This window comes from Psychrobacter sp. DM4, assembly GCF_051307035.1.
In the GTDB taxonomy this organism is placed as follows: Bacteria; Pseudomonadota; Gammaproteobacteria; order Pseudomonadales; family Moraxellaceae; genus Psychrobacter.
The window spans coordinates 586,543-601,387 of record NZ_CP195536.1; the positions used below are offsets into that span (position 1 = coordinate 586,543).

Below are 14,845 nucleotides of genomic sequence, written 5' to 3' on the forward strand. Positions count from 1 at the left end.
CAAATGGTCAGTATTCGTTTGCTACTCTATGTTCATAGGTCATAGCAGCTCATTCTTGATACGAGTAGCTCCTATGAATTAGTCCAACAGACAATTATTCTAAAAATTATTAAGGAATTATTATGAAAAATTACGGTTCATTTAAAAAAGCAGTGTTGTTATCGGCTTCAATGCTTATGGGTATGTCAGTTGCAAATGCGCATACCACCCCTTTGACTGCAACTGTCTTGAATGATTGTGACTCTATGACTCAGTTTGCAAAAAACGCAGAGCACAACGATGCACAGGTGTCTAATAAACAGATGAAAAGCTATGTCGATGCTCGCATTGCTTGCCAGATTCAGCACCAAGATCAACATGTACAGTCTGATAAGTACTTTGTGAATGAATACGGTAGTGAGCGTGATCAACAGTCTCGAATCACACCGAAGGATTCTGCTGAGCATCAAGAGCAACATTTGCAGTCTGAAAAGTATTTTACAAATCAGTATGGTAGTGAGCGCAACCAAAGCCCTAAAACCATAATAAAGGATTAAGTACCTCATTAAAATCTAAAACCAGCAAGATGACAATATTGTCATCTTGCTGTCATCTCTCTGTCAGACTTCATAAAGTATACTTTAAGCTGAACAGATAATTTATTAAATTAACGCTATAAAAGCTTTACTAATATTCGCTCAAATCAATTAAGGATTTACTATGTCGCACTTTAAATTACTCTCTAAATCAATCGCAGCCACTGCTGTTGCCCTAGTAATGTCAACCTCAGCACTAGCGCATTCTCCAGAGATGCACGCCAAAAAAGACCAGATGAACTGCGAAAAGATGGAAAAGCATATGGGTATGATGCAAAAAATGGATCACAGTAAAATGGATATGAATGATCCTGCTATGAAAGCTATGATGGCTAACATGAGCAAGATGAAACAGATGTACCAAAAGCATTGCGTCACTAGTGATAACGCCTCTAAGTAATTTTAATCTTGTAAGACAATGGGTCAGGTTCGACTATTAATATAGCTTCACCTGGCCTTTTTTGATTACGTAGTAGTGTAATTTAGACGGTCACAGATTCTGGGACAGACATATGAAATTCTTATTAGGCGCGCTATTCGCTGTTTTTGTAGCCGTCGTTGGCATCTTTGCCGTTGTCAGCAGCGGTGTTGTAAATGTAGGGGCGGATCAGGCGCATAGTCCACTGGTCTATAACTTTTTGGAGACGGCACGCAATCGCTCTATAGCTAACGCTAGTCAGGACATTGTAGTTCCGGATCTGACACAAGTCGATATGATCAGCTCTGGTGGCGCAGATTACAAAGATATGTGTGCAGGCTGTCATCTAGCACCTGATGCAGCAAAATCAGATCTAAGCGAAGGTCTATACCCCAAACCACCTAATTTTACCAAAGCTGAAGTCGTTGCTCGTTATGATACTAAAGCGGGTGCACAGCAGAATTTTTGGGCAATTAAACATGGCATCATGGCATCTGGTATGCCCGCATGGGGCGCTACTCATGACGACGATAGAATGTGGGCTATGGTGGCATTTATCAGATCGTTACCGGATCTAAGCGCAGACCAATATACGATGCTAACGACCAGATTTGATAGCGATATCATGGATATGGACATGCAAATGATGGACATGGACATGGATATGATGGACGAAGATATGCAGCATTAATTCTGTCGCAAAAAAGCAGTGCCAAGTAGTGCTGCCTTTTGCGATTTAAATCTTGCTCGTATGAAGTTCAGTTGTAGAGTATAAATTTTTAGAAGGTTTAATAGATAATCAGACGCTTAGGAGTGATTAATGAGACGCTATACAAATACAGTGGCCAATGGATATAAAAAGGTATCAGCTTCTGCTCTTCTACTAGTAGCGACATTGACATTAACGGCTTGTAGTCAGCCTGATACAAGTGTTTCAAATTCCACTCAACCTGAGCCAATGCTTGCTACCCAAAGTGCTCAATCGGAGCAATTACAAGCGCAAACGTCACCTATCAGCACTAATTTAGGTACTCAGCCAACGATTCTACAAAACGTATCGGCAACCGTTTATAAAGATGCTAATTGTGGCTGCTGTAAAGAGTGGGTTAGCCATGCAGAAGATAGTGGTTTAAGCGCAACTGCCCAAGATGTTGCAGATGTATCTCTTTTTAAAGACCGTTATAGCGTACCGCAGCAAATGCGCTCTTGTCATACGACGGTCACTACTGACGGTTATGTCTTTGAAGGTCATGTACCTGCCAAACACATGGCACAGTTTTTAGCCGACACGCCAAGTGATGCCATTGGCCTTGCCGTACCGAGTATGCCTGTCGGTAGTCCTGGTATGGAATATCAAGATAAATTTATGCCGTATAAAGTCATGCAATTGAATCAAGACGGTAGTACTCAGGTTTACGCTGCTATTGAATCACCAGCGCAGCAGTTATAGTTTTACTAAAAAGTTATCAAATGTACAAGCTCAACTCTCATTTCATGGATTAACTTAGGTCAATATTATGAATCATAACAGTATGTTTAACCGCAGGCGTTTTCTGACAGGGTCATCCACACTACTCGGCGCGTCAATGCTTTCGACGCTACCGACAATAGCAAATAGTGCATTGAGCAAAAATCAAAACGTTGTTGTTAATAGTGATAAATCTGATCATATTGTACCTATTTTGACTGGTAACGAGTTTGACCTTTATGTCAGCGAAAAGATGATTACGGTCGATGGCAGATCAAGTATGGCAACCTTGATTAATGATTCGCTACCAGGGCCTACGCTTAAGATGCAAGAGGGCGATACGGTAACTATTCGTGTGCATAATCAATTGAATGAGTCGACCTCTATTCATTGGCATGGTCTGCTAGTGCCATTTGAGATGGATGGCGTACCTGGTATTAGCTTCGCGGGTATCCCAGCAAACAGCACTTTTACTTATAAATTTAATCTACCTCAATCGGGTACTTATTGGTATCACTCGCACTCAGGGTTTCAAGAGCAGACGGGTATGCGCGGCGCAATCGTCATTGAGCCCAAAGGAGCGGAGCGTTATCCTGTTGAGGAAGATCACGTGATTTTGCTCAGTGATTGGACGCATCGTGATCCGCATAATTTATTAAAATTACTAAAGCAGCGTTCTGACTTTGATAACTATCATTTGCCAGACTTCAAAAAACTGCTGTCTGATATCGCTGAAACCGACTTAGAGGCGGCTTTTGACAAGCGTAAAATGTGGAATCAGATGCGCATGATGCCGACTGACTTTACGGATTTGTCGGGCGAAAACACCTTTACTTATCTGATGAATGGTAAAACAACAGCCGCTAATTGGACGCAACTGGTCAAAGCGGGTCAAAAGGTAAAATTACGTTTTATCAATGCTTCTGCGCAGACTATTTTTGATGTACGTATACCAGGTCTCAAAATGACAATCGTCTCGACAGATGGTAATGACGTCGCACCTGTCAATGTTGATGACTTCCGTATTGGCGTGGCTGAGACTTATGATGTTATCGTCACGCCAACTGGGGACGCACACACTATATTTGCGCAAAATATCGATCGTTCAGGTTTTGTTGCCACCACCCTTGCAACCAAAAAAGGTGCTCGCGCTGCGATACCTGCTATGGATAAGATCGAATGGCTTACCATGGCCGATATGATGGGCGCGATGGGATCAAATGGTTATGAAGCCCGTCACGCTGAAACAGAGTACGACTTTAAGACAGATATGCGCGTCGACAGTGCGCGTATCAATATTGATGATCCGGGTATCAATCTGCGTAAAATTGATAGAAAGGTACTGACCTATAGTCAACTGCGCTCTGTAGATGAACAAGTGCTAGCTGAGCAACGCAAGCCTACTAGAGAGATTGAAATACATTTAACTGGTGCTATGGAGCGTTATATCTGGGCCATGGACGGTGTTATGTTTAAGGATGCCACGCCTGTAAATATCAAGCCGGGTGAGCGCGTACGCATTACCTTAGTCAATGACACGATGATGAATCATCCTATGCATTTACATGGTATGTGGAGTGATCTGCGTGCGCCTGATGGAGATTTTCAAGTCCGCAAACATACGATTGTGGTACAACCTGCACAGAAAATAAGCTTTGATACTACAGGAGAAGCTGGTCGATGGGCGTGGCATTGCCATCTGCTGTATCATATGGAAGCCGGTATGTTCAGAGAAGTCGCCGTTGTTTAATAAACCTTTAAATATGAGTCTTATTATGAAAATGTATAAAGTAAGCCTATCGTTTATTGGCATATCTTCTCTATTGCTTCTGCTATCACCTTTAGCAAATGCTGCTGAGATGTCGAACATGAAAATGCAAAATATGGATATGTCTGGAATGGACATGTCAGATATGGATCATAGCAGTATGGATATGTCAGGAATGGACATGTCGGGCATGGATCACAGCAGCATGGATATGTCAGGAATGGACATGTCGGATATGGATCACAGTGGCATGGATATGTCGGAGATGGATATGTCGGATATGGACCACAGCGGTATGGACATGGCAGGTATGGATCATAGTAGTATGGATATGTCTGGCGATATGGCGGGCATGGACCATAGTAAAATGAATATGTCAGGCATGGACCACAGCGGTATGGACATGGCAGGTATGGATCATAGCAGTATGGATATGGACATGTCGGGTATGCAAGGTGGCGATGCGCCAGCCGATGCTCGAAGTTCTGACTATTCCAACGGTGTTCCTTACGGGCGCTTCGGTAAACCTATGATGATGGGTAGTATGCCATTATGGGGCGTTTCAGTAGATGATTTAGGCTATCAGTTCGATGACGACCAGATCAACTTTGAGATTGAGGGTTGGTACGGCGATGATAGTAACCGTTTCAGATTGCGTACAGAGGGAAGCGCTCAAACTAAGGACGATAAAGAAATTGGTAGTTTGAGCTCACTCGCTTACTGGAAGCCACTCGGTATTTATTGGAATGGTGAGGCGGGTGTTGCTTATAATACTGAAAATGATAAGCCTGCGCTCATGGCAGGTATTGTCGGTACGGCTCCCTACTTTATTGAAACAGATGCTATAGCCTACGTCTATACTGATGGTCAAGTACAGCTTGATCTTGGTGCAGAATATGAATGGCGTTTAACCCAACGTTGGGTCGTTATACCAGAAGTAGGTTTGACGGCGTTTAGTAAAGACGATACCGATAACCATATCGCCAAAGGTTTTAATGAGATGGAGGCCGAAGTGAGACTCACTTATGAAACTTTGAATCGTCAATTGGCACCTTATGTCGGCATAAGCTATGAATCTGCTTTAGGTGATGCACGTGATTTGCGTCGTCAAGATAACGAATCAGTTGATGGCAGTAGTCTGACTGCGGGTATCAAATTCTGGTTTTAAACCGTTAATTGTACAACTGTTAAATTTAAAGAGGTCATATTATGAATGCTACTAATCAAGGGAATATGAATCATCAAAAAGGAATGAACCCTTATATAAAGTTCACTCTGATGATCGTAACATCGACAATCGTCATGTACGTCATGATGTATTTTAATACTTACCAATGGGATCATATTTATTTTAGTGAGACTCGCGCTTACATGGCGCTATATATGGGCGCAGTGATGGCGATAATTATGCTCGCATTCATGGGTAATATGTATAAAAAAACTAAAGTTAATTTGATGGTTTATGGCATTAGTATCGTGTTGTTTGCCTTTGGTCTATGGGGTGTGCGTTCGCAGCAAACTGTTGATCAAGTCGACTGGATGCAAGCGATGATACCGCATCACTCAATTGCTATTTTGACTAGTGAGCGTGCTGACATTGAAGATCCTCGCGTTCAAGAGCTGGCTGATGAAATCATCAAAGCTCAAAGACGTGAAATTGCTGAGATGAAGCAACTGATTAGCGAACTTGAATAGAAGATAAAAAGAATAAAAGTAAGTGGATTAGATAGGAGTATCAATTATGAAAACAGCAGTAGTCTACCGCATGGTCAAGCCTAATCACGTTTGCCCATTTGGTCTAAAAGCACTCGATCTTTTGGAGCGTAATGGCTATCAGATTGAGGATAAGCCATTAACGAATGATGCCGAGACTCAAGCGCTTAAAGACAAGTTCAACGTCAAAACAACCCCGCAGATTTTTATTGATAATGAGCGCGTCGGTGGCTATGACGATCTTCAAGCATTTTTTGGCAAAGAGGTCGCACAAACTGATGAGGTAAGCTATACCCCTGTGATTGCTATCTTTGCAACGACAGCACTTGCCAGTATTTCGCTCACTTGGGGCTTTAGTGGCACATTATTATCAGTGCAAACCGTGATTTGGTTTATCGCCTTGTCTATGATAGTCCTAGCTATCCAAAAGTTACAAGATTTAGAGAGCTTTACCAATATGTTTTTGGGCTATGACTTGTTAGCGCGTAAAGTAGTTCGCTATGCCTATGTTTACCCTTTTGCAGAAGCTTTTGTCGGTATTGCGATGCTAGCGGGCGTTGCATGGCTAAGTTTGGTAGCGGCTATCGTTGCGATATTTATCGGCGGCATCAATGGTTTATCAGTATTCAAAGCCGTCTATATAGATAAGCGTGAGTTAAAGTGCGCGTGTGTTGGTGGCAACTCAAACGTACCGCTTGGCTTTGTGTCCTTGACTGAAAATATTATGATGGTCGGTATGGGGATTTATATGCTGATTAGGTTTTCGGGTATGTTGTAGTTCCGATTCGTTTTATATCAAATACAACGTTATTGAAATAAGCAGAATTATAGAGGATGAGAATAACACTATGGGTAGTTTTTCTATTACACATTGGCTAATTTTGTTAGTAGTCGTGGTTGTGGTATTCGGTACGGCCAAGCTCAAAAATGCGGGTAAAGATTTAGGCGGTGCTGTCAAAGGTTTTAAAGAAGCAGTCAAAGATGAAAACAATGAGCACATCGCCAAAAATCGAGTACTTGGTCATGATGATAATACGGTAACTATAAACGATAATTTAGATCATCAAGCTAGTACAAAATTTGAAAATGTAGAAGGTAATCGTCTCGATACTAATGATCAGAATAAAGTATAAAGCGGTTGTCACTTGTGTTACTAAATAGCTTATTCATTATGATATTTGGCAGTTATGTTTGATATTGGCTTTTCCGAGTTACTCATATTTGGGGTTATCGCTTTAATTGTCTTGGGCCCAGAAAAACTACCACAAGCTGCGCGCACAGCAGGACAATGGTACGCCAAAGTACGTCGCATGATATCTACCCTTCAGTCTGACATAGAGTCTGAGCTTGATTTGGCAGAGACTCGGAAGCAAATGCAAAACGAGCTAGCAAAAATTCGTCAGACTGAAACAGATATGAGGCGTGAGCTAGCCGAGATGCGCGGTAGTATGGATGAGTTTGAAAACACGCAAAACCAAAGCTTAGATACTTCGAATCAGTCAACCGCTCCTCATCGGCATGATCGTCAGCCAGATACTTCCTATTCTTCGGCTATACAGAAGGTAGATAAGTGAGTCTGTTTAAATGGCAAAAAAGCCGACAACAAAAGCGAGATGAAACTGAGCCTGAGTCAACAATAGACACTGACGATAGTAGCAAATCTACTACTACACCAAGTGCACTTAGCGGTATGCCTATCACTGCGCATCTAATAGAATTACGCGCACACCTTATCAAAATATGCGTGGCCGTTTTAATTATTTTTTTAGCCTTAGTTGGGTTTTCGCGTGAGCTATATGATTTCTTATCAGACCCTTTAGTTGCGCAGCTGCCTGCTAATTCGACTATGATTGCCACCGACATCACCTCGAATTTTATGGCACCCATTCGCTTAACAATTTTTGTAGCGGCATTTGCAGCAATGCCCTATATCTTGTATCAAATTTGGTCATTTGTTGCACCTGGTCTCTATAAGAAAGAGAAGAAAGTCACTGTTCCAGTTTTACTATCTTCTATATTTCTATTTTATACGGGTGTCGCTTTTGCTTACTTTGTCGTACTAAAAAGCGTCCTCAAATTCTTTATTCTGTTCGCGCCGCAAAACGTCATACCGATGACTGATATTGACAGTTATTTAAGCTTCGCTCTTAAATTGTTTATGGTGTTTGGACTCACCTTTGAGATTCCAGTCGTTACTTTACTACTGATAATGATTGGAATCGTCTCCACACAGAGCTTAGAGGACAAGCGCCGCTTTATCATAGTGGGTTGCTTTGCAATCGCAGCAGTAGTGACACCGCCCGATGGTATCTCGATGCTATTGCTAGCTATTCCGATGTGGCTACTGTTCGAATTAGGCTTGTTTTTGGCAAAAATATTAATCTTTGATGAGCATAAAACTGTCTAAGCTCATAAAGTAGCTATCTTGCCAAATAACTATCTCATGAAGCAACTATAAAAATATCCTTATCTTTAATATTCTAAATATTTTTTCTACTTCAATTGTCTTCTAAACCTTATCAGTATAACTACTAAACTTAGTAATGAGATTTAAATGGAACCCCTAATCAATAACCAAGATAAAGCACATGACAATCTTGCCAATCAACTCAATCAAGAGTGCTATTGCCGTACTTTAGATCGCAAAGCACTTAATACTAGCTTGCAAGAGCAGTTAGTAGACACAAGAGATAATCCACTAGGAGTTAATGAGCTCAATAAGCTATTTTCAGCAACGCCCGTGTTCGTTCCTAAAACAGAAATAGAGACAATGATGCGTATCGTTGAAGCTATTGAGTCCGCTGTTAGACTGCCGTCTTACCAACAGCAAGTACTGTCATGGGCACCCAAAATCGCGGCTTTTAATCCTGGTCCGATAGGGGCTTTTATGGGTTATGACTTTCATTTAGGTAACGATGGCCCCAAACTTATCGAGATTAATACCAATGCGGGCGGCGCATTCTTAAACGTAGCACTTGCCCGCGCGCAAAAACACTGCTGCCACCCATCCCAGCAAAGTATCGCTACTACTAAAATGCTGGATGGATTTGAAGAAGCCGTCACTAATATGTTCATACAAGAGTGGCAGCGACAATCAACTACTACTACTACCATGCCTAATCGCATCGCTATTGTGGATAACGATCCCAAAAGCCAGTTCATGTATCTAGAGTTTCAGCTGGCTTGCCGACTACTTCAAGCTAAGGGCATTGATACCGTTATACTTGATCCGTCTGAACTGAATTATGTTGATGGTGAGCTGACAGCGCATGGCAAGCCCATTGATATGATCTATAATCGGCTGGTCGACTTTGCATTTGAAAACTCTAGTCATGCTGTGCTTAAGAAAGCTTATCTAGAGGGTGCGGTAGTGGTAACGCCTAATCCCCATATCCATGCTATATTTGCTAATAAGCGCAATCTTACTTTGTTGTCCGATCCGCAAACTTTGCAGTCGTGGGGACTAGATAACGCTGTAGCAGAACATCTAAAAAGGTCAGTACCAATAACGCGAATGGCGACGCAAAACGATGCAGCAGAATTATGGCGTACACGGCGACAATGGTTCTTCAAGCCCGTTTCTGGATATGGAAGCAAAGGCGTCTATCGCGGTAGTAAGGTTACTCGCCGAGTATTTGAAACTATATTAAAAGAAGACTATATTGCTCAGACTTTTATCCCTGCAACAGAGCGCTCAATAAAAATCGATGATGTTGTGACAAGTAGAAAGGTAGATATACGTCTTTACACTTATGCAGGACAGCTGCTACTTACTGCTGGACGTATCTACCAGGGTCAAGCGACTAACTTTCGCACACCAGGGGGCGGATTTGCACCTGTTTTTCAAGTGTAATGGTGTAGTGAACTAAATAGTACCAACTGCCTTTAATGCTAAACTCTATTACTTGGATATTTGCCAACCTAGGAACATCCATTTGACAGCGTAGATTAATATTACTGGAATGACCACCCACTGAGCGAGCGGCAATGCACCTGTACCAAGTAGCGGCATTCTAGGCATAAGCTCACTATAGTTCCACCTCTGACCGGTTCCAGTCGCCCAATACTCAAAGATTATGGTCACAATCAAGCCAACGGCGAAGTATACTGATAAAGTCGATAGGCGCCATAGTTTTTTAATCCAGAACCAGTCTTTTGTAAACAGTGCCACAAGCACGTAAGCGCCAAAAGCAATATTAGCATCACCGACAGTCGCTCTTGTACAAAGCCCGATTACCTCCCAGTGGCTCGCGTCAGGCATATCAGAAAAAAAGGGGACTTGTGCCATTTCCCAAAAAAAATGTAGAAAGAAGCTTACGCTCCATACCATCAGGGCAAGCATAACTGATGCCGCTGCTCGGCGCGATCGGCTTACGAGAATCATAATACCTCCAAAAATAGCCATAGCAATAAACACAGCTCTATGCTTAATTGACTGTCGTTGCTAGACCGAGACACTGTTTATTAGCGTTTGCCAATACTAGATTAGCACCTTACTTGCTGCGCATATTTATCACAGTTGGGCAACTAATTTCCATACATTAGATGGTGGGTTCGCGCCTGTTATTGTGAATGCGGCTTCTAAAACTCCTTCATCAGCGGCAACTCCGCGACCTTTTTTATAACTAAGGTATAATAGTGCTCCCTAGAGGAAAGATATTTCCATTATGAAAAAACCACACATACACGCGTCTCACCCAGCCGTTATCACACGCCTTAAAAAAGCGAATGGTCATCTAAGCAGTACGATAGAGATGTTGGTTGCGGGTCGAACTTGTCTTGAAATAGCGCAGCAACTGCAAGCGGTAGAGAATGTCATTCATCAAGCAAAGAAGATTTTAATTCAAGATCATTTAGATCATTGCCTTGATTGGCACAGGTCTGGCTACCGTAGCGCTAGGACTTTTAGCTTTTGATTGGGCTGGGAATGATGCTGGGGTCGTTTTGGGAACGGCATTGGCCATCAAGATGATTGCCTATGTTGGCGTAGCACCAATTGCAGCGGCCTTCACGCCGACTTTTTAGGCTACTATTCCTGATGTTCTGCCTAATGAGAAGGATTACACTAAAACTTTGTCACTCTCACGTCTCGCGTACGATATGGAAAGTCTGGTCATGCCCATGCCACTGGATATGCTACGCCTAACGGAATACGCCACACACCCTTTCGTCGTCGATGACTATCACCCTCGTTGGCCAAGTTCAGGTCGGTGAGTTTACATTTATAAAAAGAGTACCATTTTATTATGTTAGAGATACTGTTACTGGCGCTAGCACTAGCCGCAGACGCGTTTGCTGCTTCAATCGGTCTTGGCTCAACTCACAAAAACGATGTTAAGTCGCAGTTTATAAAAATGGCATTATTCATTGGCTTGTATTTTGGAGTTGCTCAGGGGGTGATGCCGCTGATTGGTTATGCACTTGGCTCTACCTTGCTTGGCTGGTTTGCTGAAGGAGCTTCTTGGGTAGCCTTTGTCATACTGGTAGCGCTTGGGATTAAGATGCTTTATGAGTCGCGCTCCGTTAACGATGACGATACTCGGATTAATGTAAGTCATAAAACACTGCTGTCGTTAGCCATAGCTACCAGTCTTGATGCAATGGGCGCAGGCTTTACTTTGAATCTATTGCCTGTTAATGCTTATTTAGCATGTTTAATTATTGCACTGACGACCACTATCTTAAGTATTTTAGGGGCTTATATAGGACGCCAGTCAGGAACTTGGCTCGGTAGTTGGGCAGAGGCGCTAGGCGGTTTGGTGCTGATAGCAATCGGTGTGAATATGGTGGTTTGAGATATTTTAAATATACTTTCCAGAAAGTTGTATTCTCAAAAAAAGCCAACAGCAAAGATAAGCTATTTTAGAGATTCAACTACTTATCAGTCTAATGAATTGTAAACAGTGACGTTACGTGAGTATGGGTTTGAGAGGATTTATGAAGAGCAAACACGCATAGAGTTAGCCAGTATGCTTTTGAGAATCGAACAATATATATCGTATGACATAGAGAGTTGCAAGATTATTTTTCCCAACCATATACTATATCTATAGTACGTAAATGATCTATTGTCTTTGAAGATAGATTAACAAATGGATTACCGTTAAGATTAATCCATTCTAAATTAGTGAGCTGAAAAAAACTGTCAGGTAAATCACCAAGCTTACAGTTAGAAAGGTTAACCTTAGTTAAATTACTGAGCTGACTAATACTGTCAGGCAAATCTCTAAGATCACAATTAATAAGATTAAGCTCAATTAGCTTAGTAAGCTGACCAATACTATCTGGCAGATGTTTAAGTTCACAGTGTATAAGATCGAGTCTAGTTAAATGAGTAAGTTGTCCAATACTGTCAGGTAGCTGTTTGAGCTTGCAATGACTGATAAAAAGCTCAGTCAGATTACGGCTTTGCCCAATGCTATCCGGTAATTCTTTAAGCGGACAATGATTAATATAAAGCTTATTTAAGTTTGTAAGCTGACCTATGCTATCTGGTAAATATCTAAGTTCACAGTGAATAAGATCAAGCTCAATAAGGTTAGTAAGTTTACTAATACTATCTGGCAGATGTTTAAGCCCACAATAGCTAATAAAGAGCTTCGTAAGATTGTGGAGTTGACCAATGCTGACAGGCAGTTCCCTAAGCTCACAATGCATAAGATCAAGTATCGTAAGGTTGCTAAGCTGCCCAATACTGTAGGGCAGGCAACGAAGCTGACAGCGACTAATAAAAAGCTTACTGAGGTTCGTAAGTTGACTGATACTCTCAGGCAGTTCTTTCAGCTTACTTTCATCAATAAATAGTTCGGTAAGGTTACTGAGTTGTCCGATACTATCAGGTAATGCTACAAGATTAGAGTGACTAATAGAAAGTCTAGTCAGGTTCGTAAGTTGGCCTATGTTCTGCGGTAAATGCTTTGAGCGGATGCCACTAAGATTTATTTCTATGAGATTGGTAAGATTGGTGAGTTCATCGGGTACATAGTCCATTCTATAGACATCCCTAGAGTGCTGTTCGTCTAAATCAGGTTCTAGGATCTCTAGCTTTTTCATAGCTAGTAATGCTTTTTTCTCCCGAGGCACTTCAGAGCCCAGTAACTCAAAATTGTCTGCCCATTCCCATATTTTCTTAATCCAACTATCATCTAAGGTCAAAGATTCATCTGAGGTACTAGCCTTAAACACTCCTTTATCATTATTGTTTTGAGTCATAGTCTCACTACCTTCTATATCAATAAAACCTGTCAAATATTCAGTCTAATCAAATAAAACCATTATATCTACTGATCAAGCCCAGAAAGCTATTTAATCATTGTCAATTGAGATGACTACATTCGACGATTTTAGTAATTAGGACATTAATTCAAACCATCGCTTAGCGTTAAAGCTACTTCTTCAGTTTAGCCTAATTGTTCAACGCTTCGCGTGTAGTATCAAGCAAATCTGCGACGTTATTGACGACATAAGACAGATAAGCAGTTATGCAAGAGATATGGGTATACTAGATAAGCTAGGCTATCATAAGGTAAAGGAGCAGTTGTCAAAGGTTGTCAGCTGTGTTGTTATCTACACTGATCAAGATCAGGAATATAAGCTGCCAAACAGTTTAACCATTGGCAAATCGATTGAAGGCTTTACTAAATTCTATAAGGTACCGATTGCTGTTCCTGTGCTTAAAAATCAGACTTCCTTATAAACAATATCGTCAAATGGGATTAGTTACCACAACCAACTTTCAACAATCTTGGTCACAAAATGGTCACCGTTTGGTCACCGAGCAGGTGGTCACCGATTTTCAAAAGATAGAGCGCATGCGCAAAAACTTATCATTCATACATTGTTAAAGAGTAGACTATTTCGTAAATGTCAACCTAGGGGAAACATACAGTCCTTATAAATAAAGGCTTTAAGAGGAGGTTTAGACACAAAAAAACCTCAAACAATATAATGCTTGAGGCAAAACTTGACTAAAACTTAAGTTTTAAATAGTGGTGCGCTCGACAGGGATCGAACCTGTGACCCTCGGCTTCGGAGAGTCTAGGCCGTCTAGCTATAACTATTTACACTATTATTCAATCAACGATAAAGCAGCCACGTATTGAGCATAATCTAAATGCGCGTAACGCATAGTGCTGTCGATGTCACCATGTCCTAGCAGATCCTTAACCGTATAAATACCAACGCCATTTTGCACCAACCACGACGCATAAGTATGTCTTAAATCATACATAGTGCATACGACACCTGCGCGCTTTTTGCACCTGTTAAAGCTCTTTGATAGGCTCTGGTAACGATCATTTGTACGTTTATTAGTGAAAACATAACGATCTGAGCGTGTTTTATTTTTTAACACATTAAATGCGGTATCATTTAAATACTTGTACATCGTCCTTTTGCTTTTGCTGTAGTAATTCCTCACTACAAACTGCCTTTTATCAAGATGCACATTTGACCATTCAAGCGTTAATAACTCGATAGGCCTACAGCCTGTCATCGTCAGCAGTACAATAAAATCATGCAAATCTTGGTTGCGTGTTACCAATGCAGAGATAAGCAGCTTATTGTACTGCTCTTTATTTAGATAATTTGCTATATAGTCCTCCTCAATAAACTTTACCTTATTAAATGGATTATTTAATTTAATCTCATAATCTTCTCTGACTCGATTTATCGCTGCTCTTGCAAAACTACACTCACGGTTTATAGTGCTATTGGAGACAGTGACGCGCCTTAGCTGTGCATACTCTTTTACGTCTTTTTTGCGTAAATCCTTTAAATCATAGGCATCAAAAAAGCGCAGGTTATGCGCTCGGTAATGATACTTATGCTTTGTTAAATGATAATCTTGGTAATACTCGATAACCTCTGATAATTTAGTAAACATAATCTAATCTCCTACACGC

General features: G+C 41.3%; 17 protein-coding genes and 1 pseudogene. 15 read left to right on the forward strand and 3 right to left on the reverse strand.

The annotated features are described in order from the left end of the window. The first annotated feature begins 122 nt into the window (after positions 1-122). The 12 genes from ACR64G_RS02545 to ACR64G_RS02600 all read left to right on the forward strand — a co-directional run bounded on the left by ACR64G_RS02545 (position 123) and on the right by ACR64G_RS02600 (position 9,795). Positions 123-536: a hypothetical protein gene (locus ACR64G_RS02545; RefSeq protein ID WP_435979989.1), complete on the forward strand. Its 414-nt coding sequence runs from the start codon at positions 123-125 to the stop codon at positions 534-536. A 163-nt stretch (positions 537-699) separates the two neighbouring features. Further along, positions 700-975 (forward strand): hypothetical protein, encoded by a 276-nt coding sequence (locus ACR64G_RS02550; RefSeq protein ID WP_435979990.1) that lies wholly within the window; start codon positions 700-702, stop codon positions 973-975. A 112-nt stretch (positions 976-1,087) separates the two neighbouring features. Continuing rightward, positions 1,088-1,684, forward strand: a complete 597-nt coding sequence (locus ACR64G_RS02555; RefSeq protein ID WP_435979991.1) for a c-type cytochrome — start codon at positions 1,088-1,090, stop codon at positions 1,682-1,684. Between the two features lie 129 nt (positions 1,685-1,813). Next, positions 1,814-2,443: a DUF411 domain-containing protein gene (locus tag ACR64G_RS02560; protein ID WP_435979992.1), complete on the forward strand. Its 630-nt coding sequence runs from the start codon at positions 1,814-1,816 to the stop codon at positions 2,441-2,443. A gap of 67 nt (positions 2,444-2,510) precedes the next feature. Next, positions 2,511-4,211, forward strand: coding sequence for a copper resistance system multicopper oxidase (locus ACR64G_RS02565; RefSeq protein ID WP_435979993.1), 1,701 nt, complete (start codon positions 2,511-2,513; stop codon positions 4,209-4,211). A 25-nt stretch (positions 4,212-4,236) separates the two neighbouring features. Further along, the gene (locus ACR64G_RS02570) at positions 4,237-5,397 is read left to right on the forward strand and encodes a copper resistance protein B (protein WP_435979994.1); all 1,161 of its coding nucleotides are present in this window, start codon (positions 4,237-4,239) and stop codon (positions 5,395-5,397) included. 41 nt (positions 5,398-5,438) lie between these two features. Further along, positions 5,439-5,924: a DUF305 domain-containing protein gene (locus tag ACR64G_RS02575; RefSeq protein WP_435979995.1), complete on the forward strand. Its 486-nt coding sequence runs from the start codon at positions 5,439-5,441 to the stop codon at positions 5,922-5,924. Positions 5,925-5,970: 46 nt separating this feature from the next. Beyond that, positions 5,971-6,720 (forward strand): MauE/DoxX family redox-associated membrane protein, encoded by a 750-nt coding sequence (locus tag ACR64G_RS02580; RefSeq protein WP_435979996.1) that lies wholly within the window; start codon positions 5,971-5,973, stop codon positions 6,718-6,720. A 70-nt stretch (positions 6,721-6,790) separates the two neighbouring features. Further along, the gene (tatA, locus tag ACR64G_RS02585) at positions 6,791-7,075 is read left to right on the forward strand and encodes a Sec-independent protein translocase subunit TatA (RefSeq protein ID WP_435979997.1); all 285 of its coding nucleotides are present in this window, start codon (positions 6,791-6,793) and stop codon (positions 7,073-7,075) included. Positions 7,076-7,129: 54 nt separating this feature from the next. Beyond that, the gene (gene tatB, locus ACR64G_RS02590) at positions 7,130-7,516 is read left to right on the forward strand and encodes a Sec-independent protein translocase protein TatB (RefSeq protein ID WP_435979998.1); all 387 of its coding nucleotides are present in this window, start codon (positions 7,130-7,132) and stop codon (positions 7,514-7,516) included. Positions 7,517-7,632: 116 nt separating this feature from the next. Next, the gene (tatC, locus tag ACR64G_RS02595; RefSeq protein ID WP_435980618.1) at positions 7,633-8,349 is read left to right on the forward strand and encodes a twin-arginine translocase subunit TatC; all 717 of its coding nucleotides are present in this window, start codon (positions 7,633-7,635) and stop codon (positions 8,347-8,349) included. A 147-nt stretch (positions 8,350-8,496) separates the two neighbouring features. After that, positions 8,497-9,795: a hypothetical protein gene (locus ACR64G_RS02600; protein WP_435979999.1), complete on the forward strand. Its 1,299-nt coding sequence runs from the start codon at positions 8,497-8,499 to the stop codon at positions 9,793-9,795. Between the two features lie 48 nt (positions 9,796-9,843). Here ACR64G_RS02600 and ACR64G_RS02605 read toward each other — a convergent pair whose 3' ends face one another. Beyond that, positions 9,844-10,326: a hypothetical protein gene (locus ACR64G_RS02605; RefSeq protein WP_435980000.1), complete on the reverse strand. Its 483-nt coding sequence runs from the start codon at positions 10,324-10,326 to the stop codon at positions 9,844-9,846. 283 nt (positions 10,327-10,609) lie between these two features. On the opposite strand from ACR64G_RS02605, the gene ACR64G_RS02610 reads away from it, so the two are divergent. From ACR64G_RS02610 to ACR64G_RS02620, 3 genes and pseudogenes are all read left to right on the forward strand, one after another. Further along, a complete protein-coding gene (locus ACR64G_RS02610; protein WP_435980001.1) occupies positions 10,610-10,858 on the forward strand; it encodes a metal-sensing transcriptional repressor in 249 nt (82 codons plus the stop codon). Then, positions 10,800-11,066 (forward strand): annotated as a pseudogene (locus tag ACR64G_RS02615) (MFS transporter); the annotation flags it as partial. The gene ACR64G_RS02610 and the pseudogene ACR64G_RS02615, both read left to right, overlap by 59 nt. A gap of 122 nt (positions 11,067-11,188) precedes the next feature. Beyond that, positions 11,189-11,737: a manganese efflux pump MntP gene (locus ACR64G_RS02620; protein ID WP_435980002.1), complete on the forward strand. Its 549-nt coding sequence runs from the start codon at positions 11,189-11,191 to the stop codon at positions 11,735-11,737. Between the two features lie 226 nt (positions 11,738-11,963). Here ACR64G_RS02620 and ACR64G_RS02625 read toward each other — a convergent pair whose 3' ends face one another. Next, a complete protein-coding gene (locus tag ACR64G_RS02625) occupies positions 11,964-13,154 on the reverse strand; it encodes a leucine-rich repeat domain-containing protein (RefSeq protein WP_435980003.1) in 1,191 nt (396 codons plus the stop codon). Positions 13,155-14,010: 856 nt separating this feature from the next. Next, positions 14,011-14,826 carry a tyrosine-type recombinase/integrase gene (locus ACR64G_RS02630; protein ID WP_435980004.1) on the reverse strand — a complete coding sequence of 272 codons (816 nt, stop codon included), beginning with the start codon at positions 14,824-14,826 and terminating at the stop codon, positions 14,011-14,013. Between the last annotated feature and the right edge of the window lie 19 nt (positions 14,827-14,845).